Raw genomic sequence first — 20,572 nt, 5'->3', positions numbered from 1 at the left:
CCCTCCCGTGAGCCCAGTCAGGGAATCACGACCCGTTGTCCGGAGGTGTCCATGCAGACCGCTCTCGCCGCCATCGGCCTCACGCCCGTCTTCGTTCCGCAGGAAACCGATTCCATCGTTCCGGCAGCGACGCGCGATGCGGTGCACGGCATGCGCCGCACCGTCGCCGCCGACGCGGAGATCTTCGCCGAAGGCGACCGGGCGACGACCTTCCACAAGGTCGTCTCCGGGGTCGTGCGAACCGACAAGCTCCTTTCGGACGGGCGCCGGCAGAATTTCGGCTGGGCGACGGATCACCTCCTCGCCCTCGCCGAGCGGGTCTGCGGCGGCCGCCTCGTCTCCGTGCTGGAGGGGGGATACGACCTCGGCGGCCTGTCGCGCGGGGTCCAAGTCCATGTGGCGGCCCTGCTGGAAGCGGGGAGCGTTCGAACCCGGGGCCTCTCCGAGGACGCACCGGACCTTTCGGACCCGTACCGGATGGATGGGTCGGGGCCGTTTTCAGGCCCCGACTCCGGTCGCTTCCCCGGACGGTCGGGCCGGTCTGTACCGGGCCCCGGCGTCGTCGGGTCTCGAGCCCCCGCGGAGCGGACCGGTCATCACGGTGATTCCGGTCCTTGTACGCCGCCAGGCGCACCGGCCGGACCCGGGTCTGCTTCGCGGAACGCGCCCCCTGACCGAAAGGGCAGCGCCTCCGACAGCCCGAGCGCCTCATGAACGAATTCCCGGCATCTCGGCCGCCGCGCGGGCGCCGGTCCTGGAATGCTCTGTTTTTCTTCGGAAACGCCTCGGTCGGGAAGCCGAGTTTGGATAATCGCGTTCAGACTCCCTTAGGAGGCGCAAAAAGATAATCATCGAAAGTCAACGAAATCTTGGATCACATCGAGACGATGATTTTCGGAGCTGAGATCCAGTTATCAGAGCCAAGGTCCCGCGATCTCAGTCTTTCCGGTATCGGAGATCTTACCGCAAAAACCCGGTCTGCGCGGCATGCGGCTTTCGTGATCCCCGGCGATACGCTTCGGCGATGAGACGGAACCCGACCCGGAGCGACATTCGAAACCGCCCCGGCACCGCGAAGGCCCGGTCTCGCCGTGCCATCTCCCCGATCATTCACCGCGCATAGCGAATTCGACATGGCCCAGATCCTCGCATTTCCGCCAACCACGACGTCGGACGGGCTCTCTCGTCTGAAGGCGCAGCTGGAGCACGACTTCGCGGCCGGCGTGGATCTCGGATCGCGGCGCGCCCAGATCGCGGCGCTCTCCGCTTCCCTCGCCCACCTGCTCGGGGCGCTGGAGCGGACGACCGGCGAAGTCTTTCGCGACGGGCCCGAACCGGATCCCGATGCCCTCCGGACACGCAACGCCGTGGCGAACCTGATCGCCTGCCTGAAGGATCTGATCGCCACGATCGACGGGCTGTTCCTGCGCAACCGCGCCCTCTCCGAGACCCCACGCGCTCCGGTCGGTCACAACGACGACCACGGCGCGGTCGCGCGTTCCGGCCGGTGCCGGGTCAGCCCGTCTCTCCCTGCCTGAAATGCGCGGCCTCCTGCGCGGGGCGCTTCGACACCCGGATCCTGCTTCGCGAGAGAGATGATGACGAAAACGTCGGTGCGCCATTCCTGGGGGCAGGGCGAGGTCTACGAGAGCCTTTGCCTTCTCTCCATCGGGACGAGTTTCTGGATGATCTGCGTGTCCCTCGGCCTGTTCGACACGCTGACCACCTTCGTCCTCGCGCACAACCTGCTCGAGTTCCTGATGCTGGCGACCTTCATGGGCGCCGCCCTCATGGGGGCCTTCGTGCGGAAATCGATCATCCTGCGACGGACGATGGCCGAGCGCGACGCCGCGGCCTCCCAGGCCGAACAGGTCGCCCGCCATGACGCCCTCACGGGGCTCGCCAATCGCAGGCTCTTCCTCGAAACCCTCGGATGCTGGCAGACGAAGCCCCAGCCGGGACCACCCTCGGCCGTGCTCCTGATCGACCTCGATCGCTTCAAGCCGGTGAACGACCTCTACGGACACGCGGCCGGCAACGCCGTCCTGTGCTCCGTCGCCGACCGGCTGCGTGCCGTCCTGCCGCGTCACGGCATGGCCGCCCGCATGGGCGGCGACGAATTTTCCATGCTGCTTCGGCTGGAGGGCGGCAGCGAGGGCCTGCTCCGCCTGGCCGAACGGGTGATCGCCAGCCTCTCGGCGCCGGTCCTGTGGAACGGCAACGAGCTGAAGGTCGGCGCCACGGTGGGCATCGCCTTCGTGACGGGCGAACTCGCCGATGCCGATGCCGTGCTGCACGCCGCCGACCTCGCCATGTACCAGGGCAAGAAGGACGGCCGCGGCGTCGTCCGGGTCTTCAAGAGCGCCATGGACGAGGAGTTGCGGGCCCGCGCGCAGCTCGAGACGGAATTGCGGGCCGCCATCGAGAACGGCGAGATCGAGCCCTTCTACCAGCCCGTCGTATCCTTGCCCGGCCGCAAGCTGATCGGCGTGGAGGTGCTGGCGCGCTGGCGGCACCCGATCCGGGGCCTGCTCGCGCCATCGGAGTTCATTTCGGTGGCCGAGGAAACCGGTTCGATCGCGGATCTCTGCTACAGCCTGATCCGCCGCGCCTGCCTCGACGCCCGGGAATGGCCGGCCGAGCTGACCCTGGCGGTGAACATCGCCCCGCAGCAATTCCTCGACGCCTGGATGGCCGAGCGCATCCTGGCGATCCTGACCGAGACCGGGTTTCCGCCGCACCGGCTGGAGGTCGAGATCACGGAATCGGCCCTGATCCAGGATCTGGACGGAACCCGCAGAACCCTGACCTCGCTGCAGAATCTCGGTGTCCGTGTCGCTCTCGACGATTTCGGGACCGGGTATTCGAGCCTGTATCACCTGCGGGAACTGAAGTTCGACAAGCTGAAGATCGACCGCAGCTACGTCGACAGCGTCACGATGAGCGCCGAGCGCGCCAAGCTCGTCGACGCCATCATCAAGCTCGGCGCCAGCCTCGGCCTCGTCACCACGGCGGAGGGGATCGAGACGGAGGACAGTTCCAGCTGGCTCTCGGACCAGGGCTGCGCTTTCGGACAGGGCTACCTGTTCGGCAAGCCGATGCCGAAGGACGAGATCGACCGCGTGATCGCCCATCCCGCCTGCGATCCGGCGGATTGCGCCCCCCCGCGGTCGACGCAAGCCGCCTGACGTTCCGGGGGCGAGGCCGGCCTCAGGCCTCCCGGAGACCGGGCTTCGCGCCCGGCTCGAAGGTGAACGCGACCCCGGCCTGCTCCAGGACGCGCCGGACGGCCTGAAGCGTCTCCGATCGCGGCCGGACGCCGGAGGCCGCATCCTCCAGCCGCATGATCGTCGAGACGGAGACCTCCGAGCGGCGGGCCAATTCGTCCTTCGACATGCCGACCATGCCCCTTGCCCCGCGGATCTGGGCCGGGGTGATCATAGGACCCGCGCCCGGGCCGGTCTCGGCCGGCTTGTCCGGCATCCGCGGGGCGCCGAAGCGGTTCTGCCCCGGCACCGTGAGGCAGACGCCGACCCATTCGCGGATCGAGCCGTCCCGGTTCAGGACGGGAACGCCCCGCGAGTTGAACCAGCGGAAGACGCCGTCCGCGCAGAGCACGCGGAAGTCGGTGTTGTAGGGCGCCACGTGCGAGACGGCGGTGCGCCACGCGGCGGCCGTGCGCTCGCGGTCCTCCGGGTGAATGGCGTCGAGCCAGCCCTGACCCTGCATGGCCCCGTGGCTCTGCCCGGTCAGGGTCTGCCAGAGGGGCATTTCCAGCGCTTCCCCGTCGGGGCTGACGATCCACACCACCGCCGCCGTCGCGGTGATGAGGGCGTTGTAGCGGTCGAAGCGCTGCTCGACCGCCTTGCGGGTGTCGTGGCGCGCCGTGACGTCGAAGACCACGCCCAGTCCCTGATGGGGCTCGCCCTGCGGCCCGAGGAGCACCTCGGCGCGGTGGTGGATCCAGCGCTGCGTCCGGTCCGGCCGGATGATGCGGAATTCGCGGCTGATCGGCTGCCCGCTGCGCAGGACCGCGATCTGGTCGCCGTGCACCGCCCGGTCCTCCGGGTGGATCATGTCGAGGGCGAAGCCGAAGGTGAACTCGGTCGAGGGATCGAGTCCGAGAATGCGATAGAGGCCGATCGAGGCGTCGAGCCTGTCCCTGCGCAGGTCCGCCGACCAGAAGCCGACCTCGCCCGCATCCTCGATCATCTTCAGGAAGTGGCGCGAAGACATGCCCCGAAAGCCGCCGTGTCCGGCGGCAGCGTTGCTGCGCATCAGGGATCGGGTCGGCATCGGTCTTTCCACGCGGCTCCGAACGAACTCTCAAATGCGAGGATATCGAGCATGGTGCCGGGAAACCATTCGCCAGAAGTCCAATACCGGTCACGCGACCGGGACCGCATCCCTTCGATACCCCGGCGATTCCGGGCTGCCTTTCACGACTCTTTGAGAGCAGCCGTCTAAGGTTCGACCAGATCGAATTCGGGAACGACGAGGAATTCGTGAGATCCGTTGTCCTGCTCACCAACTCGCCGGCGCGAAGTCAGAGACTGAACGACCTCAGCTTCGGTCGTTGGCAGATCATCGTCGTCGATGTACTCGATCCGGACTTGGCACCGACGGCGATCGATCCCGCGTCCGTGGCGGCCGTGATCAGCGACGTGCCCCTCGCGAATTCCGTCGAGGTGGGCTCGGTCCGCCGGTACCTGACGCGGTTCGGCGCCGGCGATCGCCCCTACCTCTGCATCCTGCACGAGGAATCGCCGCGCGCCCATGCCCAAGCCCATGCCCTCGGCGCGAGCCGGGTCATCTCGGCCCGCGATCCCTTCGAATGGATCGCGGCCCTCCTGGCCGAGATCGTCCCGTCTCCCAAGCCGGTCGCCGAGCCTGCCCCCGCGCCGGCGGTCGCGACGGCCGCGGCGGGGGCCGCGAAATCCCTGACGCGCCTGTTCGATCTCGGCCGGGCGGGCCAGGCGCCGAACCCGGCGCTTCTCGCGGAGGGCGCAACCCTCGTGCTCGGCGCCCTCGACCAGGCCGACATCCGGGGCTGGCTCGACGTCGTCTGGCGCTTCGACGACGCGACCCACCAGCATTGCCTGCTCGTGGCTGGTCTGGCAGCCGGGTTCGGGCGCCATCTCGGCCTGAAAATGGCCGATTGCCGGCCACTGACGGAAGCCGCCCTCCTGCACGACCTCGGCAAGGCGCAGATCCCGCACGCGATCCTGAACAAGCCGGGGCGCCTGGATCCTGCCGAGCAGGCCGTGATGCGGACCCACCCCGCCCTGGGACACGCGATGCTGCTGGAGCAGGGCGGTTTCCCCGAGATCATGCTCGCCGTGGTCCGCTCGCACCACGAGGCCCTCGACGGATCGGGCTATCCCGACGGGCTCGAAGGGCCGGACATCCCGGATCTCGTCCGGCTGGTGACCATCTGCGACATCTACGGCGCCCTGATCGAACGACGCCCCTACAAGGCGCCCCTCGACCCCGGCGAGGCCTACGGCATCCTCGCCGGCATGGCCGGCAAAGTCGACAGGGACCTCGTCAGAGCCTTCGGGGCCCTGGCAACGGCATCGGGTCCGGGGCATCCCGTGCCGGTCCGGTGCTCCGATGCGGCGTGATCGGCGTGACCATCGTCGGCCGCTTTTCCCACGGCGCCGGGGATGCATGAGAGCGGGGCGACCGATCGCCCCGAAACCCCGAACCCTCGAAGGCTGCGGCGTGAACGGTCCCTTTCTGACGAAGCTCGAGCACAGCGGCCACACCGATGTGGCGGATCGCGCGGCCATCGCGTCGATCGTCGCGCATCATCGCGTCGTGTCCGCCCGCCAGGACCTCTCGGCCGAGCCGGGGCGCAGCACGGTGCTCGTCCTGCTCCAGGGCGTGATGTGCCGGTATCGGGTCATGGACGGCCGCTCGCGGCGGATCGCATCGTTCGTCCTGCCGGGGGATCTGTGCCGGCTCCCCGAGGCGCCGCCGAAGACCTCGGATTGGAACATCGGGGCCTTGAGCCGATGCGCGGTCGGGGAGATCCCGATCGAAGCCCTGACGGCCCTGGCCCGGGAACGGCCGAACATCAACCGCGTCCTCTGGTGGATGACGCTGAATGAGCTCGCGCGGGCCCGGGAATGGCTCGTCACGGGCACCATGCCGGCGCCGCAGCGAACCGCCCACCTGTTCTGCGAGCTCCACGCCTGCCTGCAGGCCGCGGGGCTGGCGGAGGGCGGCGCGTTCCGCCTGGAGATCGGACAGGCCGCCCTCGCGGATGCGGTCGGGCTGTCCACCGTCCACCTGAACCGCACCTTGCGGATCCTGCGCGAGGCGGGACTCGCGTGCCTGTCGCGCGGCCGGGTGGAAATCCCCGATCTCGCGCAACTGCGCGCGTTTGCCACCTTCGATGGCGGCTATCTCGGCCTGAACGGGCCGGTCGCCCGCACCGGGGGCGCGCTCCACCTCGGGACCTGAGGCCGGCGGGTCGGTTCCGCGTCCGGCATCCCCACGGAGGGCGAGACGGGTCCCGCCCGGGCTCGGTCGGGGCGGGTGGCGGCCCGTCCCGGGGTCAGTGGGAGAGCAGGCAGCAGACGGTGGCCCGCGCCAGCAGATCGCGGGTGACCCCGCCGAAGAACCACTCGCGCAGGCGGCTGTAGCCGTAGGCTCCGGTCACGATGAGATCCGCCCCGAAGGCTCCGGCGGCGCCCTCCAGGGTTTCGGCCACGGACCAACCCGCGGGCGCCATCGCCTCCGCGGTTGCCGGCACGTCGTGCAGGGCAAGGTAGGCGGCAACGTCCTCGATCTCGGAACGGTCGCGGGTCTCGGCCACCCGCACCACCTGGACGGCGTCCGCACGACGCAGGAGGGGCAGGGCGTCCGACAGGGCCCGGCGGGTCTGGAGCGTGTTCTTCCAGCCGACCACGATCCGGCGCGCGGCGAGGTGCTCGAGACCCGGCGGGACGGCGAGGACCGGGCGACCGAGGCCCATCAGCACGTCGCCGACCGGGACCGCCATGCCGGGCGACACGCCCGCCTCCTCCCCGTCGCGCCCGACCACGACGAGGTCGGCGGCGCGGGATTGCTGCTCCAGGAAGGGCACCGGGGCGGCGAGGTCGGAGCGCCAGGCGACCCGGTCGTTCAGGCAGGATGCCTGCCGGAAGACCCGCTCCGCGCCCGCGAGCCGATCGAGGGCGGCCTGGCGGATCTCCTCGATGGCCATGCCCGCCGGCACGATGCTCTCCCCGAACCCCTGCGGATATTCCGGCAGGCAGCCGGCCGCGCCGATCAGGCGGGCGCCGAAGCGGTGGGCGAGTTCCGCCGCCAGGCGGACCCGCGCCGCGGCGTGACGCCCGTCATCCACCGCGACCATGAGGCTTGCATAGGACATGGGATCCGCTCCTGGGCTCGACCGCGAGAGGCCGTCAGGGTGCGGCCCGCGGCGAGGCCCGGCCTTGATCTGTCTCAACCGCATGCCGGTCCCGGCCCGGGCTGTCGCCGGACGAGCCACGGACGGGACCGATCGCTCGCACGCGAGACCTTCTCGGCGTCAGCGCTCCAGGGACTTCAGGTAGGCGATCAGGGCCGCGGCCTCGTCCGGATCGAAGCGGAATTCCGGCATGCTCGGGTGACCCGTGCGGATTCCCTCAGCCAGGGCCTCGCCGAGATTCTCGACAGGGTAGCGGGCGTGGAGTTCGCGGAAGGGCGGTGCGATGCGCAGCGGGCTCGCTCCGGTTCGTTCGACCGCATGGCAGCGGGCGCAGTCGGTGCGTGCGATCGTGGCGCCCCGCTGTACCGCCCGGTCCCAGGCCAGCGCGGGGCCGCCGAGGGCGAGGGAGGCCAGCAGGAGGTGCCCGGCGGCGGAGGGGGCTGTCGGGCGCATCAGTGGCTCATCAGGCAGCAGAGGGTGGTCGCCTGCAGGACGTCGCGGGTGGCCCCGCCGAAGATCCACTCGCGCAACCGCGTATGCCCGTAGGCGCCCATCACGATGAGGTCGGCGTCGGCGCGCCGCGCGAACTGCAGGACCGCCTCCGCGGCCTCGGCGCCGGGGCTCGGGAGGAGATGGGTGGTCACCGCGGCTCCATGCCCGGACAGGTAGGCGGCCACGTCCTCCGCACCCTCCTCGTGGGCACCGGGCCCCGCCACCACGAGGTGGACGGCCTCGGCCTGGCTGAGGAACGGCAGGGCGTCCTGCACCGCCCGGCGGGATTCCCGCGTGTCCTTCCAGGCCACCACGATCCGTTTCGCCGTCAGGCGCTCGACGCCCGGCGGCGCCACGAGCACCGGGCGGCCGACCGCCATCAGGAGGGCGCCCGCGGCGATGCCCATGAGACCGGGATCGCCGTCGACGGGCCCGTGACGACCCACCACGACCATGTCGGCGGCGCGCGCCTGGGTCGTGAGATAGGCCGTGGGTTCGGCGAGCGCCGCCCGCCAGGCCGTGCGGATTCCGCGGCCAGCCTCGCGCAGGAACACCGCCCGGGCTTCCGCGAGCTGCTCCCGCGCACGCCGGTCCTCGATCTCGTAGATGCGTTCGGATTCGCGGACGTCGCTGACGGCGATGAGGGCGGGCACCTGCCGCGCGGCGACGCCGGTCAGGGTCGCGTCGAAGCGCTCGGCCAGGCTCGCGGAGAGCTGGACCCGATCCGCGGCGGCCGCGCCGAGGTCTAGCGACACCATGACGTTCGAAATCTTCATCTCTGCCTCCCGTGGTCCGGCCGTCCGGACCGGACGGGAAATGGTGGGGCGCGCCCTCCGCCCGGTCCTTGATCCATCGCAAGGGATGGGGTGTGGCGTGGTGGTGCCGGCCTTTTCGCGACCCCTAATCGCGCAGGCGTCTCGCCAAGGGGACCGGACCGGGACCGAACCCGTCGGCGGCCACCGACCGAACGACCCGGAGCAGGGCTGCGACGTCCATCGGACGGTCCGTCCCTGCGTCCGGCTGCGGCGCTGCCGGCTCGGCCGGCCCCTGGCCCCGCGGCCCGGCGTGCCCTTGGCCGTCGACGGTCGTCCGCCGCCGCCGGGACAGCCGCGCCCGCAACCAGCGCGGCAGGGGGCGTCCGGACCGGCCCCGCGATCCCCAGACTCGCTCGTCGTCGGCAGCCATGCGGCGTCTCCCGTATCCTCTCGATCGTCGGTGCCGCCCCGCGCCGTCCGCATCGGGGCCGCGGCCCCCTTCGCCTTCACGTCGGACGGGCCAGCACGAGCCGGAGCGGCGTGGGGGTCACGACCACGGAAAGGAGCGCGAGACCGAGCGCCTGGAGGCGGCCGATGCTCCGGTGGCGAAAGAGGTCCGCGACGATCGGAGCCGCCGACGGTCGCGCTCCGAGGATGTGCGGCACGCCCGTCGCTTGGACCGACCGGACGGAAGCGGATCGCAAGACGATCGTCACCGGAGCCTCCTGTTCCCGTTTGCGGTCGCGATGATGACCGCGGGGCCGGCGCGCACCTTGCGGTGGATCAATGTGACGCCACGGGGTTTCCGGCCCCTCCGCTTCGGGGTCGCGGCGACGGGACGGGCCGCGGCACGGAAGCGAAGGCGTGGCGGGCGTCAGCCCGGGGCGGGCCGACGCGACAGGACCTCCCAGGCCCTCCACGAAGGACGGCCGCGCCGCCGCCGCCTCAGCGCAGGATGCGGGGTGCCGGCGTTCCGGCCGATGGGGCGGGCCCATCCGCATCGCACAGGCCGGCCCAGAGCTTCCACTCGGTCCAGGCCTGCTCCAGGGCCGCCACGGCCGCGTCCCGCGAGGACACGGTCGCGCCTCGCCGGAACGGAGACGCCCCGATGTCGAGGTGCAGGCCCCAGGTCCATTGCGCGGCGGGCGGGGGATCGTCGCGGATGCAATCCACCCGCCCGACGATCAGCGCCCCGCTCGTGATGACGTATGTCTCGCGCGGGTGGTCCTCGAGGCGGGTGTAGATGAGCTGCGCCACGATGCGGTGTGCCTCCGTCCCCCTCGGGCGTCGTGCATCCGACGGCCTCGCCCCCGCATCCTACCGCAGAGACCGCGCGCGCGAAGCGGCCGGTTTTCCAGCTGAAACGGCCCTGCGGGGGCGGGTCGGTCGCTCGGACACGAAAAAAGCCCCGGCGGCGCAGCGGCCGTCCGGGGCTCGATCCTCGGCGGGCGGCGCGGCCTTCAGAGGCGGGCGGTCTCGCGGCGGTTGAAGGCGAGGGCGCAGAGCGTCGCGACCGCGCCGGAAAGCAGGTAGACGCCGACCCAGGACAGGCCGAAGCGGCTGGAGACGCTGAGCGCCACCAGGGGCGCGAAGCCTGCGCCGATCAGCCAGGCGAGGTCCGAGGTGAGGGCGGCGCCGGTGTAGCGGAAGCGGGTGCCGAGATTGGCGGTCACCGAGCCCGAGGTCTGGCCGTAGGAGAGGCCGAGCAGGCCAAATCCGATCAGCACGTAGATGGTCTGGCCGAGCTCGCTGTCACCGAAGATGATGGGCGCGGCGATGCTGGCCAGGGCGAACAGACCGATCAGGCCGGCCGCCACGCCCACCAGGGTCCGCCGGCCGATGCGGTCGGCCAGGACGCCGGAGAGCACGATGGTGCCGGCGGCCAGGAAGGCGCCCGAGCACTGCACCAGCAGAAACTCGCCCGCCGAGCGGCCGGTGAAGAGGTGGATCCAGCTGATCGGGAACACCGTCACGAGATGGAACAGGGCGAAGCTCGCCAGCGGCACGACGGCGCCGATGAGCACGAACCGGCCGTGCGTGCGCAGGAGCTCCAGCACCGGGGTCGGCTCCAGCTCCTGCATCTGCAGCATCCGCGAGAATTCCTCGGTGGCCACGAGCCGCAGGCGGGCGAAGAGCGCCACGACGTTGATCGCGAAGGCCACGAAGAACGGGTAGCGCCAGCCCCAGTCGAGGAAGTCGGCGTTGGAGACGTTGCCGAGGAAGAACGCGAACAGGGCGCTCGCCAGCATGAAGCCGACCGGCGCGCCGAGCTGCGGGATCATCGCGTACCAGCCGCGCTGCTTCTCAGGGGCGTTCAGCGCCAGCAGGGAGGCAAGTCCGTCCCAGGCGCCGCCCAGAGCGAGGCCCTGGCCGAAGCGCAGGGCGGCCAGGATCCAGATCGAGAGGGCGCCGAGCTGGTGGTAGTTCGGCAGGAAGCCGATCGCCATCGTCGAACCGCCGAGCAGGAACAGCGCGATCGTCAGCTTCGCCGCGCGCCCGTGACGCCGGTCGATCTCCATGAAGATCACCGAGCCGATCGGGCGGGCGATGAAGGCCAGGGCGAACAGCGCGAAGGCGTAGAGCGTGCCGGTCAGCGGATCGGCGAAGGGAAAGAACACGCCGGGGAAGATCAGAACCGAGGCGATGCCGTAGACGAAGAAGTCGAAATACTCTGCGGCGCGCCCGATTACGACGCCGATGGCGATCTCGCCCGGCGCCACTTTGTGATCGCTCGACGCCTCGTGCGCGTCGCGCTCCAGCGATGAGGAGGAGGGCAATGCGGAGTCTGCGCTCATCAAGGAAACCGTGCTCGCTTCATGCGTTCGAGGCCGAATCAGGCGCGGGGCGGCGCGTGAGGCCCTGGGATATGGGACACGTGTACGCCCTGCCATTTGTCTGCGTCAAAGCGCAGCGTGACGCGCCCCGGGACAAAGAGCGCGGTGTTTTGGCGCGATCCGTGAAATCGTGGCAGGGTCCATAGCGTGCTTTGTCCTGCATCGGCTATGCCCGCAGCGCTGATCAGACGCGCCGCATGCGACTTGTCAGATTGATGCAATGCAGCGAATTGAGACCCGACGATAACGCCTTCGGCCAATCGGGGCCGTTGGACGTCGCTCATCCGAGATGGTGCCAGACGAGTCCATGCCGGTCAAAACCCTTCGTACGCTCGCGCTCCTCCCGCTGTTCGGACTCCTGTCCGGCTGCAACATGGTCCTGATGCAGCCCTCCGGCGACATCGCAACGCGCCAGCGCGACCTGATCCTGGCCTCCACCGGCCTGATGCTGCTCATCATCATCCCGGTTATCGCCTTCACGCTGCTGTTCGCGTGGCGCTACCGGGTCTCGAACACCAAGGCCGAATACGATCCCGACTGGCACCACTCGACGCAGCTCGAAGTGCTGATCTGGTCGGCGCCGCTGGTCATCGTCATCGCCCTCGGGGCCCTGACCTGGATCAGCACCCACACCCTCGATCCCTACCGTCCCCTGAGCCGCCTCGACGCAGACCGGCCGCTGCCGGCGGGGGTCAAGCCGCTGACGGTCGAGGTCGTCGCACTCGACTGGAAATGGTTGTTCTTCTACCCAGATCAGGGCATCGCCACCGTCAATGAACTGGCGGCTCCGGTCGATGTGCCGATCTCCTTCAAGATCACCTCCGCCACCGTCATGAACTCGTTCTTCATCCCCGCGCTCGCCGGGCAGATCTACGCCATGGCCGGCATGGAGACGAAGCTCCACGCAGTGATCAACAAGGCCGGCACCTACGAGGGCCTCTCGGCCAATTACAGCGGCTCCGGCTTCTCGCGGATGAACTTCAAGTTCCACGGCCTCGACCAGGCCGGGTTCGACCAGTGGGTCGCCAAGGTGAAGGCCGAGGGCAAGCCCCTCGACCGCCAGGGCTACCTCGCCCTGGAGAAGCCGAGCGAGCGCGAGCCGGTGCGCTACTTCTCCACCGTGGAGAACGGCCTCTACGGCGCGGTGCTCAACATGTGCGCCGTGCCGGGCAAGATGTGCATGAACGAGATGATGCACATCGACGCCATGGGCGGGGCGGGCAAGGAGAGCCACGCCAACCGCGAGCGGCTGGAATACGACAACCGCTACGCCGAGCAGGGCATCGAGGCACCGGGCGCCACGGTCGGCGGCTCCGGCCGCGAATCCCACAGCCGGGAGCAGCCCGAGGGCATGAAGCCCAAGAGCATCGCACCGGAGGTGAAGCCGGACTCGGCACCGGAGCATTCCGGGCACGACCACGGCGGTCACCATGGCGGGCCGGCCGGTGACGGCAAGGATTCCAAGGGCTCGGACTCCGTCGCGCCCGGTCAACTGAATCGATAGTCGCGGACGCTTCGGTCGCCCGCACCCCCATTCGGCACACTCCTCTCACGAGTAGGTCCCATGTTCTCCAATCCGGATCTCCAGAAGCTCCTGTTCGGGCGGTTGACGCTCGACGCCGTGCCGCTTCATGAGCCGATCCTCCTCATCACCTTCGCGATGGTCGGCCTCGGCGGCGTCGCGGTGCTCGGTGCGCTTACCTATTTCCGCCTCTGGGGACCCCTCTGGCGCGACTGGTTCACCTCCGTCGATCACAAGAAGATCGGCATCATGTACATCGTGCTCGCGCTGGTCATGCTCCTGCGCGGCTTCGCCGACGCGCTGATGATGCGCGCCCAGCAGGCGATGGCCTTCGGGCCGAACGAGGGCTACCTGCCGCCGCACCACTACGACCAGATCTTCACCGCCCATGGCGTGATCATGATCTTCTTCGTGGCGATGCCGCTGGTCACGGGCCTGATGAACTTCGTCGTGCCGCTGCAGATCGGCGCCCGCGACGTGGCCTTCCCGTTCCTCAACAACTTCAGCTTCTGGATGACGGTGAGCGGCGCCGTGACCGTGATGGCCTCGCTGTTCGTCGGCGAGTTCGCCCGCACCGGCTGGCTGGCCTATCCGCCACTCTCTGGGCCCGCCATGAGCCCGGGGGTCGGCGTCGACTACTACATCTGGGCGCTCCAGATCGCCGGCATCGGGACCCTGCTGTCGGGCATCAACCTCATCGCCACCATCGTGAAGATGCGTGCCCCCGGCATGACCATGATGAAGATGCCGGTCTTCACCTGGACCGCGCTCTGCACCAACATCCTCATCGTCGCCGCCTTCCCCATCCTCACGGCCGTTCTCGCGCTGCTGTCGCTCGACCGCTACGTCGGCACGCACTTCTTCTCGAACGACCTCGGCGGCAACCCGATGATGTACGTGAATCTGGTTTGGATCTGGGGTCACCCGGAGGTGTACATCCTCATCCTGCCGGCCTTCGGCGTGTTCTCGGAAATCGTCTCGACCTTCTCGAGCAAGCGCCTCTTCGGCTACGCCTCGATGGTCTACGCCACCGTCGTCATCACGATCCTGTCCTACCTCGTGTGGCTGCACCACTTCTTCACGATGGGCTCGGGCGCCAGCGTGAACTCGTTCTTCGGCATCACGACGATGATCATCTCGATCCCGACGGGTGCGAAGATCTTCAACTGGCTCTTCACCATGTACAAGGGCCGCATCCGGTTCGAGGTGCCGATGCTCTGGACGGTCGGCTTCATGGTGACCTTCGTCATCGGCGGCATGACCGGCGTCCTGCTCGCGGTGCCCCCGGCCGACTTCGTGCTGCACAACTCGCTGTTCCTGATCGCCCACTTCCACAACGTCATCATCGGCGGCGTGCTGTTCGGCATGCTGGCCGGCATCACCTACTGGTTCCCGAAGGCCTTCGGCTTCAAGCTCGACGACTTCTGGGGCAAGGTGTCGTTCTGGTTCTGGCTGACCGGGTTCTGGGTCGCCTTCATGCCGCTGTATGTCCTCGGCCTGATGGGCGTAACCCGCCGCGTCCAGCACTTCGACGACCCGTCCCTGCAGATCTGGTTCATCATCGCGGCCTTCGGCGCCGTGCTGATCCTCTGCGGCATCGCCTCCTTCGCGATCACCCTGGTCGTCAGCGTCCTGCGCCGCGAGCAACTGCGCGACACGACCGGCGACCCGTGGGGCGGCCGGACCCTGGAATGGGCGACCTCCTCGCCGCCGCCGGACTACAACTTCGCCTTCACGCCCGTGATCCACGATCACGACGCGTGGTGGGACATGAAGAAGCGCGGTTATGCCCGGCCGCTTCAGGGGTTCAAGGCCATCCACATGCCGAAGAACACCGCGGCCGGCATCATCCTCGGCGTGCTGAGCATCGTCTTCTCCTTCGCGATGATCTGGTACATCTGGTGGCTTGCGGCCTTCAGCTTCGCCGCGATCGCGGTCGTCGCGATCGGCCACACCTTCAACTACAACCGCGACTTCTACATCCCGGCCGACGAGGTCGTCCGGACGGAAGGCCAGCGGACGTCCCTGCTGGCGGAGCGTGTCTGAGATCATGGCAACCCAGTCTTCCGCTGCCATGAACTTCGAGCCCGGCCGAAGCCCGTCGGTGACGATTCCCCAGGTCGATCCGACGGCCTTCTACGACGCCAAGGGCGAGCATCATCCGGAAGGGAGCACGATGCTCGGCTTCTGGCTCTACCTGATGAGCGACTGCCTCATCTTCGCGGCGCTGTTCGCCACCTATGCGGTGGTGGGCCGGAACTACGCCGCGGGGCCCTCGCCGAAGGATCTGTTCGACCTGCCGCTGGTGGCGTTGAACACCTCGATGCTGCTGTTCTCCTCCATCACCTACGGCTTCGCCATGCTGGAGATGGAGAAGGGCGACCTCAGCCGCGTGCAGATCTGGCTGGCGATCACCGGCCTGTTCGGCCTCGCCTTCGTGGGGCTGGAGCTCTACGAGTTCCACCACCTGATCCACGAGGGCGCGACGCCCCAGCGCAGCGCCTTCCTGTCGGCCTTCTTCACCCTGGTCGGCACCCACGGCCTGCACGTCAGCCTCGGCATCGTCTGGCTGGTGACGCTGATGGCGCAGGTGCACAAGCGCGGGCTGGTGCCCGAGAACAAGCGTCGGCTGCTCTGCCTCAGCATGTTCTGGCACTTCCTCGACGTGATCTGGATCGGCGTCTTCACCTTCGTGTACCTGATGGGAGTCCTGCAATGAGCGCCGCGTCGAAGGCAGGACACGACGATCACGGGCACGGACACGGGCATGCCGACGGCGGCAGCCACGGGACCTTCAAGGACTACATGACCGGCTTCGTGCTGTCGGTCATCCTGACGGCGATCCCGTTCATCCTGGTGATGGGCAACGTACTCGGCAACGACCGCATCACCGGCATCGTCATCATGGGCTTCGCGGTGGCGCAGATCGTGGTGCACATGATCTACTTCCTCCACATGAACACGAAGTCCGAGGGCGGCTGGACCATCCTGGCTCTGATCTTCACCCTGACGCTGGTGATCATCACGCTCGCGGGCTCCCTGTGGGTGATGTACCACCTCAACACGAACATGATGCCGCAGCACATGCACATGGGCTGATGGCCAGCCCACGACCGGGGGCGCGGCGCTCCATCTTCGCGCTCGCGGCCCTCGCCGTCACGGGGCTGATCCTCGTGGCGGCCCTCGCGGCTCTGGGGACCTGGCAGGTCCAGCGCCGGATCTGGAAGCACGATCTGATCGCCCGGGTCGAGGCCCGGGTCCATGCCGATCCGGTCGCGGCGCCGGGCCCCGGAACCTGGGACGGGCTGACGGCGGATGCCGACGCCTATCGCCGGGTGCGGACGAGCGGGCACTTTCGCAACGACCGCGAGACTCTCGTTCAGGCCGTCACCGATCTCGGCGCCGGTTTCTGGGTGCTGACGCCCTTGGAGCGCAGCGACGGTACCGCGATCCTGGTCAATCGCGGCTTCGTCCCCGCGGACCGCCGAGACCCGGCCGCGCGGGCGGCCGGACAGATCGCCGGCGAGACCACCGTCACCGGGCTCCTGCGCCTGAGTGAACCGGGCGGGGCCTTCCTCCGCAGCAATGCCCCCGAGGCCGGGCGCTGGTACTCGCGCGACGTCGCCGCCATCGCGGCGGCGCGGGGGCTCGCCGACGCCGCCCCGTACTTCATCGATGCCGACGCCACCCCGAATCCCGGCGGCTGGCCGGTAGGCGGGCTGACGATCGTGCGGTTTCCGGACAACCACCTCGTCTACGCGATCACCTGGTACGTCCTCGCCCTGATGGTCCTGGGCGCGGTCGGCTACACCCTCCTCGATGCCCGCCGCGGCGCGGGGCGGGCATCGGCCTGAGGTCAGGCCGCGGCGAGGCGCTGCAGCCAGGCGCCCGCCCGCACGACGTCGGCCTGCGAAAGGCCGTGCCCGACGGGCAAGGTCTCGTGCGTGACGGTGGCGCCGGCAGCCCGCAGGCGTTCGGCGAGCGACCCCACATTGGCCGCGGGCACGATCGGGTCGGCGGCGCCCGAGAGCATCAGCACCGGGCGGCCGGCGAGATCGGCCGGCGGCGTCTCCCGCAGGGGTACCATCGGGCGCAGGAGCACCGCGCCGGCGAGCACCTCCGGGTGCAGGAGCAGCAGGGCCGCGGCGATGTTCGCCCCATTCGAGAACCCGACTGCCACCGGCGCGGCGAGGCCGTAGGCCGTCCGCGCCGCGGCGACGAAGCCCGCGAGGTCGGCGGCGCGCCGGCGGAGATCGTCCTCGTCGAACACGCCCTCCGCGAGTCGGCGGAAGAAGCGCGGCATGCCGTTCTCCAGCACCGCGCCGCGGGGGGAGAGCAGGGCGGTGCCGGGCAGCAGGGTCCGCCCGAGGGGCAGGAGGTCGGTCTCGTCGCCGCCCGTCCCGTGCAGGAGGAGGAGCGGCGGCAGCCCGGCCTCGGTGGCGCGCACGAAGCGATGGGTGAAGCGCTGGGCTCCGCCCCAGGATGGTTCGGTCATGGCAACCTCGCGACGATCGGTTGGAGCGCGCCCGCTCCGGACGGAGCGAGCGCTTGTCTTCGGCCGGTTTCGTTCAGGCCACTTCGGGCAGGTGCCCCTCGATCTGGGCCCGGTGGGGTTCGAGGAAGGCCGGCAGCTTGAGGTCGCGGCCCAGGGTCTCCACCGGCTCGTCGACGGCGAAGCCCGGGACGTCGGTGGCGATCTCGAACAGCACCCCACCCGGCTCGCGGAAGTAGACCGAGCGGAAGTACTGCCGGTCGCGCTGCTCGGTGACCCCGAGCCCGTAGGTGCGGGTCAGCGTCTCCACCATCCGAGCCTGCTCCGCGTCGTCCGCCGCCCGGAAGGCGATGTGGTGCACGGAGCCCGCGCCCTGGCGGCCGCGGAGGAACTCGCCCACCGCCCGCAGGGTGACGAAGCCGCCCTCCGGGGCGCCGCTGGCGTAGCGGGTCGCCGCCCCCTCGCGTCCGGCCTCGTGGAAGCCGAACACCTCGGTCAGGATCGCCGCCGTGCCCTCCGCCTCCTTGAGAAGCAGGGTGACGCCGTGGAACCCGCGGATGGCGTGCTCCGCCGGGATCTCGGCACCCGTCCAGGGCGCGTCGGTCTCCGCCGCCTCGGTGCCGACCAGGGCCAGCATCAGGCCGTCGGGATCGCGGAAGCGCAGGGTCGGCTCGCCCAGCACCGGGGCCAGGGCCTCGTGGGTGACGCCCTTCTCGATGAAGCGGTGGGTCCACCAGCCGATCGAGGCGCGCGGGACCCGGAAGGCGGTCTCCTGGGTCTCGCCGATCCCGACCCGGCCGGGGGCCGCGTGCGCGATCGGGAAAAAGGTCAGGATCGTGCCGGGGCGGCCGGTCTCATCGCCGTAATAGAGGTGGTAGGTGCCCGGATCGTCGAAGTTGACGGTCTTCTTCACCAGCCGCAGGCCGAGCACCCGGGTGTAGAAGTCGACGTTGCGGGTCGCGTCGCCGGAAAACGCGGTGACGTGGTGGATGCCATTCTGCGACATGGGACGATCTCCTGGGGGCCGCACCGCGCCGGGACCGGCCGTGCTGCGATGACCGGAAGATGCGCCTTGCCACCGCGTTCGAAAATGGAAACGATGGAAACGCATCGTTTCTGAAAGACCATCGATGAAGCTTCCCGATTTCGAAGCCTGGGCCATCTTCGCCAAGGTGGTCGAGACCGGATCCTTCGGCCGTACGGCCGCTGAGCTGGGCATCACCACGGGTACGGTTTCCAAGGCGGTGACCCGTCTGGAAGTGCGGATCGGGGCGCGCCTGTTCCACCGCACCTCGCGCAAGCTCGCTCTCACGGAGGCCGGCGCCTCGGCCCGGGAGGCCGCCGCGCGCATCCTCGCCGAGGGCGAGGCGGCCGAGGCCCGGGCGCAGGACGCGGCGGCGCAGCCGCGCGGGAAGGTCCGGCTCGCCGCGCCGATGTCGTTCGGGGTGCTGCACGTGGCGCCGCTCCTGCCGGATTTCCTTGCGGCACATCCGGGCCTGAGCATCGACCTGCATCTGGGCGACGATCTGATCGACCTCGTCGGCGGCGGCTTCGACTGCGGCCTGCGCATCGCCGCCCTGACGGATTCCTCGCTCCGGGCCCGGCGGCTCTGCGCGATTCACCGCTCGCTCGTCGCCACGCCGGCATACCTCGCCCGGCACGGATGGCCGGCCCATCCGCACGATCTCGCGGGCCATGCCTGCCTCGGCTACGCCTACCTGCCGAGCCCGGATCGCTGGCGCTTCCTGGGGGCCGGCGGCGCGGAGGCCACGGTGGTGCCGGATGGCCCCCTGCGGGCGAACAATGCCGATGCCCTCGCGCCCGCCCTGCGTGCCGGCCTGGGCCTCGCAGTCCAGCCGGACTTCATGGTGTGGGAGGACCTGCGCGACGGGCGCCTGGTCCGGGCCCTGCCGGGATGGACGCCGCCGCGGATCGACCTCCACCTCGTCACCCCGCCGGGCGATCCGCGCCCGGCCCGGGTCAGCGCCCTGATCGCCTATCTGGCCCACGCCCTCTCGGCCGCGCCCTGGGCGGCCGGGACCGGCACCGTCCCGGCGTGAGCCGCCGGCTCAGGCCTCGGCGATCTCCAGGGTCAGGCCGCGTCCGCGCAGCACCTTGTCGAGGCGCTGGCGCATTTCGGGGCAGAGGTGGTCCACGCGCAGGTGCAGGGTGTCGCCCTGCGGCGTCCCGGTGACCCATAGGCGGTAGCGCAGGCCTTCGTCCCGGAGCTGCTCCAGCAGGCGCTCAGAGGCGATTCGGTTGGCCTCGTTGTTCATCGCGATGAGGCGTGCATCCATCTCGGTCTCTCCTGCTTGCAGAAGGGCAACGCGCGACGGGGCCTTTTTCGTCCCTGCGACCTGACTTCGTGGTGAAGCGGAGCGTGTTCGGGCGCCCGAGAGGGGACGGCTGATCTCCCGCTCAACCGGAACACGGGGCCGATGCCGAGGTTCACGGGCATGAGATCGCTGGAGGAGGATGTGATGACACGCAGGGCCATGATCGCCGTCGCGGTGCTACTCGCGGGACCGGCCGCGGCGCAATCGGTGAGCGAGAAGACGGGGGTGAATGCGCTGATCGGGGTGAGCCCCTCCACCGCCGATTTCGTGACCCAGGCCGGGGTCAGCGACCTCTTCGAGATCCAGACCAGCCGGCTCGCGGCCGAGCGCAACGACGCGCCGACCAAGGCCTACGCCCAGAAGATGATCGCCGATCACGAGAAGACCACGGGCGAGCTGAAGGCCATGCTCCAGGGTGGGAAGGTCTAGGCCACCCTCCCGACGGCCCTCGACAGCACGCATCAGGGCAAGCTCGACACCCTGAAGGGCCTGCAGGGTGAGGCCTTCACGAAGCAGTATCACAGCGATCAGGTGAAGGCGCACAAGGATGCGGTCGACCTGTTCCAGCGCTACGCGAAGGGCGGCGACAATCCGGACCTGAAGGCCTGGGCGGCCAAGACCGAGCCGGCCCTCGCGCATCACCTCAAGATGGCGCAGGATCTCGATAGGTAAGTCCCGTCCCCCCGGCGAGCGGTACGGCGGAGACCCGTCCCGACCCGCC

The 20,572-nt window shown here is 69.6% G+C and carries 20 protein-coding genes and 1 pseudogene; 12 read left to right on the top strand and 9 right to left on the bottom strand.

All coding sequences use genetic code 11. The annotated features are described in order from the left end of the window. Positions 1–51 precede the first annotated feature (51 nt). From ASF41_RS10425 to ASF41_RS10415, 3 genes are all read left to right on the top strand, one after another. Complete coding sequence (locus ASF41_RS10425) at positions 52–714, top strand: hypothetical protein (protein ID WP_056492971.1); 663 nt, start codon at positions 52–54, stop codon at positions 712–714. A gap of 419 nt (positions 715–1,133) precedes the next feature. Further along, positions 1,134–1,538, top strand: a complete 405-nt coding sequence (locus ASF41_RS10420; RefSeq protein ID WP_056492968.1) for a hypothetical protein — start codon at positions 1,134–1,136, stop codon at positions 1,536–1,538. A 57-nt stretch (positions 1,539–1,595) separates the two neighbouring features. Continuing rightward, positions 1,596–3,188 (top strand): bifunctional diguanylate cyclase/phosphodiesterase, encoded by a 1,593-nt coding sequence (locus ASF41_RS10415; RefSeq protein ID WP_056492965.1) that lies wholly within the window; start codon positions 1,596–1,598, stop codon positions 3,186–3,188. Positions 3,189–3,210: 22 nt separating this feature from the next. Here ASF41_RS10415 and ASF41_RS10410 read toward each other — a convergent pair whose 3' ends face one another. Continuing rightward, on the bottom strand, positions 3,211–4,296 hold the full coding sequence (locus ASF41_RS10410) for a PAS domain-containing protein (protein ID WP_156653260.1): 1,086 nt from the start codon (positions 4,294–4,296) through the stop codon (positions 3,211–3,213). 209 nt (positions 4,297–4,505) lie between these two features. Between ASF41_RS10410 and ASF41_RS10405 the strand changes: the two genes are divergently transcribed. Further along, positions 4,506–5,624 (top strand): HD-GYP domain-containing protein, encoded by a 1,119-nt coding sequence (locus tag ASF41_RS10405; RefSeq protein ID WP_056492962.1) that lies wholly within the window; start codon positions 4,506–4,508, stop codon positions 5,622–5,624. A 100-nt stretch (positions 5,625–5,724) separates the two neighbouring features. Beyond that, on the top strand, positions 5,725–6,468 hold the full coding sequence (locus ASF41_RS10400; protein WP_056492960.1) for a Crp/Fnr family transcriptional regulator: 744 nt from the start codon (positions 5,725–5,727) through the stop codon (positions 6,466–6,468). A gap of 94 nt (positions 6,469–6,562) precedes the next feature. Here ASF41_RS10400 and ASF41_RS10395 read toward each other — a convergent pair whose 3' ends face one another. The 5 genes from ASF41_RS10395 to ASF41_RS10370 all read right to left on the bottom strand — a co-directional run bounded on the left by ASF41_RS10395 (position 6,563) and on the right by ASF41_RS10370 (position 11,462). Next, entirely contained in the window at positions 6,563–7,381 is an 819-nt protein-coding gene (locus ASF41_RS10395; RefSeq protein ID WP_056274828.1) for a universal stress protein, read from the bottom strand. Positions 7,382–7,540: 159 nt separating this feature from the next. Further along, positions 7,541–7,873, bottom strand: a complete 333-nt coding sequence (locus ASF41_RS10390; protein ID WP_056492957.1) for a cytochrome c — start codon at positions 7,871–7,873, stop codon at positions 7,541–7,543. Next, positions 7,873–8,688, bottom strand: coding sequence for a universal stress protein (locus tag ASF41_RS10385; RefSeq protein WP_056492954.1), 816 nt, complete (start codon positions 8,686–8,688; stop codon positions 7,873–7,875). The genes ASF41_RS10390 and ASF41_RS10385 overlap by 1 nt, the downstream gene beginning before the upstream one ends. Positions 8,689–9,612: 924 nt before the next feature. Beyond that, entirely contained in the window at positions 9,613–9,924 is a 312-nt protein-coding gene (locus tag ASF41_RS10375; protein ID WP_056492948.1) for a hypothetical protein, read from the bottom strand. 203 nt (positions 9,925–10,127) lie between these two features. Continuing rightward, positions 10,128–11,462 (bottom strand): MFS transporter, encoded by a 1,335-nt coding sequence (locus ASF41_RS10370; protein ID WP_056274821.1) that lies wholly within the window; start codon positions 11,460–11,462, stop codon positions 10,128–10,130. 346 nt (positions 11,463–11,808) lie between these two features. On the opposite strand from ASF41_RS10370, the gene cyoA reads away from it, so the two are divergent. The 5 genes from cyoA to ASF41_RS10345 are packed head-to-tail and all read left to right on the top strand — an operon-like array spanning position 11,809 to position 16,877. Beyond that, on the top strand, positions 11,809–13,005 hold the full coding sequence (gene cyoA, locus ASF41_RS10365; protein ID WP_056274819.1) for a ubiquinol oxidase subunit II: 1,197 nt from the start codon (positions 11,809–11,811) through the stop codon (positions 13,003–13,005). Between the two features lie 60 nt (positions 13,006–13,065). Continuing rightward, positions 13,066–15,069 carry a cytochrome o ubiquinol oxidase subunit I gene (cyoB, locus tag ASF41_RS10360; RefSeq protein WP_056222817.1) on the top strand — a complete coding sequence of 668 codons (2,004 nt, stop codon included), beginning with the start codon at positions 13,066–13,068 and terminating at the stop codon, positions 15,067–15,069. Between the two features lie 28 nt (positions 15,070–15,097). Next, positions 15,098–15,742 (top strand): cytochrome o ubiquinol oxidase subunit III, encoded by a 645-nt coding sequence (gene cyoC, locus ASF41_RS10355; protein WP_156389669.1) that lies wholly within the window; start codon positions 15,098–15,100, stop codon positions 15,740–15,742. Next, positions 15,739–16,122 (top strand): cytochrome o ubiquinol oxidase subunit IV, encoded by a 384-nt coding sequence (gene cyoD / locus ASF41_RS10350; protein ID WP_056222804.1) that lies wholly within the window; start codon positions 15,739–15,741, stop codon positions 16,120–16,122. Before cyoC ends, cyoD begins: the two co-directional genes overlap by 4 nt. Continuing rightward, positions 16,122–16,877 carry an SURF1 family protein gene (locus ASF41_RS10345; protein ID WP_056492945.1) on the top strand — a complete coding sequence of 252 codons (756 nt, stop codon included), beginning with the start codon at positions 16,122–16,124 and terminating at the stop codon, positions 16,875–16,877. Before cyoD ends, ASF41_RS10345 begins: the two co-directional genes overlap by 1 nt. A gap of 2 nt (positions 16,878–16,879) precedes the next feature. Here the strand turns inward: ASF41_RS10345 and ASF41_RS10340 are convergent, their stop codons facing one another. Together ASF41_RS10340 and ASF41_RS10335 are read right to left on the bottom strand one after the other, a co-directional pair. Further along, a complete protein-coding gene (locus ASF41_RS10340; protein WP_056492942.1) occupies positions 16,880–17,518 on the bottom strand; it encodes an alpha/beta hydrolase in 639 nt (212 codons plus the stop codon). Between the two features lie 73 nt (positions 17,519–17,591). Continuing rightward, a complete protein-coding gene (locus ASF41_RS10335; protein WP_056492939.1) occupies positions 17,592–18,521 on the bottom strand; it encodes a ring-cleaving dioxygenase in 930 nt (309 codons plus the stop codon). A gap of 124 nt (positions 18,522–18,645) precedes the next feature. Between ASF41_RS10335 and ASF41_RS10330 the strand changes: the two genes are divergently transcribed. Then, positions 18,646–19,575, top strand: a complete 930-nt coding sequence (locus tag ASF41_RS10330; protein ID WP_056492937.1) for a LysR family transcriptional regulator — start codon at positions 18,646–18,648, stop codon at positions 19,573–19,575. A gap of 9 nt (positions 19,576–19,584) precedes the next feature. On the opposite strand, the gene ASF41_RS10325 is transcribed toward ASF41_RS10330, so the two are convergent. Beyond that, positions 19,585–19,812 (bottom strand): hypothetical protein, encoded by a 228-nt coding sequence (locus ASF41_RS10325; RefSeq protein ID WP_056274809.1) that lies wholly within the window; start codon positions 19,810–19,812, stop codon positions 19,585–19,587. A gap of 183 nt (positions 19,813–19,995) precedes the next feature. On the opposite strand from ASF41_RS10325, the pseudogene ASF41_RS10320 reads away from it, so the two are divergent. After that, positions 19,996–20,523 (top strand): annotated as a pseudogene (locus ASF41_RS10320) (DUF4142 domain-containing protein). Positions 20,524–20,572: the final 49 nt, after the last annotated feature.

Origin of the sequence: Methylobacterium sp. Leaf111 (genome assembly GCF_001423285.1) — a bacterium.
Taxonomy (GTDB): domain Bacteria; phylum Pseudomonadota; class Alphaproteobacteria; order Rhizobiales; family Beijerinckiaceae; genus Methylobacterium.
The sequence above is the reverse complement of the archived record's forward strand: the minus strand, read 5'-3'. Positions and strand labels throughout refer to the sequence as shown.

Excerpts from the sequence above, each read along its gene's own strand:
- ASF41_RS10425 (WP_056492971.1), top strand. The coding sequence starts at position 52 with ATGCAGACCGCTCTCGCCGCCATCGGCCTCACGCCCGTCTTCGTTCCG.
- ASF41_RS10420 (WP_056492968.1), top strand. The coding sequence starts at position 1,134 with ATGGCCCAGATCCTCGCATTTCCGCCAACCACGACGTCGGACGGGCTC.
- ASF41_RS10415 (WP_056492965.1), top strand. The coding sequence starts at position 1,596 with ATGATGACGAAAACGTCGGTGCGCCATTCCTGGGGGCAGGGCGAGGTC.
- ASF41_RS10410 (WP_156653260.1), bottom strand. The coding sequence starts at position 4,296 with ATGCCGACCCGATCCCTGATGCGCAGCAACGCTGCCGCCGGACACGGC.
- ASF41_RS10395 (WP_056274828.1), bottom strand. The coding sequence starts at position 7,381 with ATGTCCTATGCAAGCCTCATGGTCGCGGTGGATGACGGGCGTCACGCC.
- ASF41_RS10390 (WP_056492957.1), bottom strand. The coding sequence starts at position 7,873 with ATGCGCCCGACAGCCCCCTCCGCCGCCGGGCACCTCCTGCTGGCCTCC.
- ASF41_RS10385 (WP_056492954.1), bottom strand. The coding sequence starts at position 8,688 with ATGAAGATTTCGAACGTCATGGTGTCGCTAGACCTCGGCGCGGCCGCC.
- ASF41_RS10370 (WP_056274821.1), bottom strand. The coding sequence starts at position 11,462 with ATGAGCGCAGACTCCGCATTGCCCTCCTCCTCATCGCTGGAGCGCGAC.
- cyoA (WP_056274819.1), top strand. The coding sequence starts at position 11,809 with ATGCCGGTCAAAACCCTTCGTACGCTCGCGCTCCTCCCGCTGTTCGGA.
- cyoB (WP_056222817.1), top strand. The coding sequence starts at position 13,066 with ATGTTCTCCAATCCGGATCTCCAGAAGCTCCTGTTCGGGCGGTTGACG.
- cyoC (WP_156389669.1), top strand. The coding sequence starts at position 15,098 with ATGAACTTCGAGCCCGGCCGAAGCCCGTCGGTGACGATTCCCCAGGTC.
- cyoD (WP_056222804.1), top strand. The coding sequence starts at position 15,739 with ATGAGCGCCGCGTCGAAGGCAGGACACGACGATCACGGGCACGGACAC.
- ASF41_RS10345 (WP_056492945.1), top strand. The coding sequence starts at position 16,122 with ATGGCCAGCCCACGACCGGGGGCGCGGCGCTCCATCTTCGCGCTCGCG.
- ASF41_RS10340 (WP_056492942.1), bottom strand. The coding sequence starts at position 17,518 with ATGACCGAACCATCCTGGGGCGGAGCCCAGCGCTTCACCCATCGCTTC.
- ASF41_RS10335 (WP_056492939.1), bottom strand. The coding sequence starts at position 18,521 with ATGTCGCAGAATGGCATCCACCACGTCACCGCGTTTTCCGGCGACGCG.
- ASF41_RS10330 (WP_056492937.1), top strand. The coding sequence starts at position 18,646 with ATGAAGCTTCCCGATTTCGAAGCCTGGGCCATCTTCGCCAAGGTGGTC.
- ASF41_RS10325 (WP_056274809.1), bottom strand. The coding sequence starts at position 19,812 with ATGGATGCACGCCTCATCGCGATGAACAACGAGGCCAACCGAATCGCC.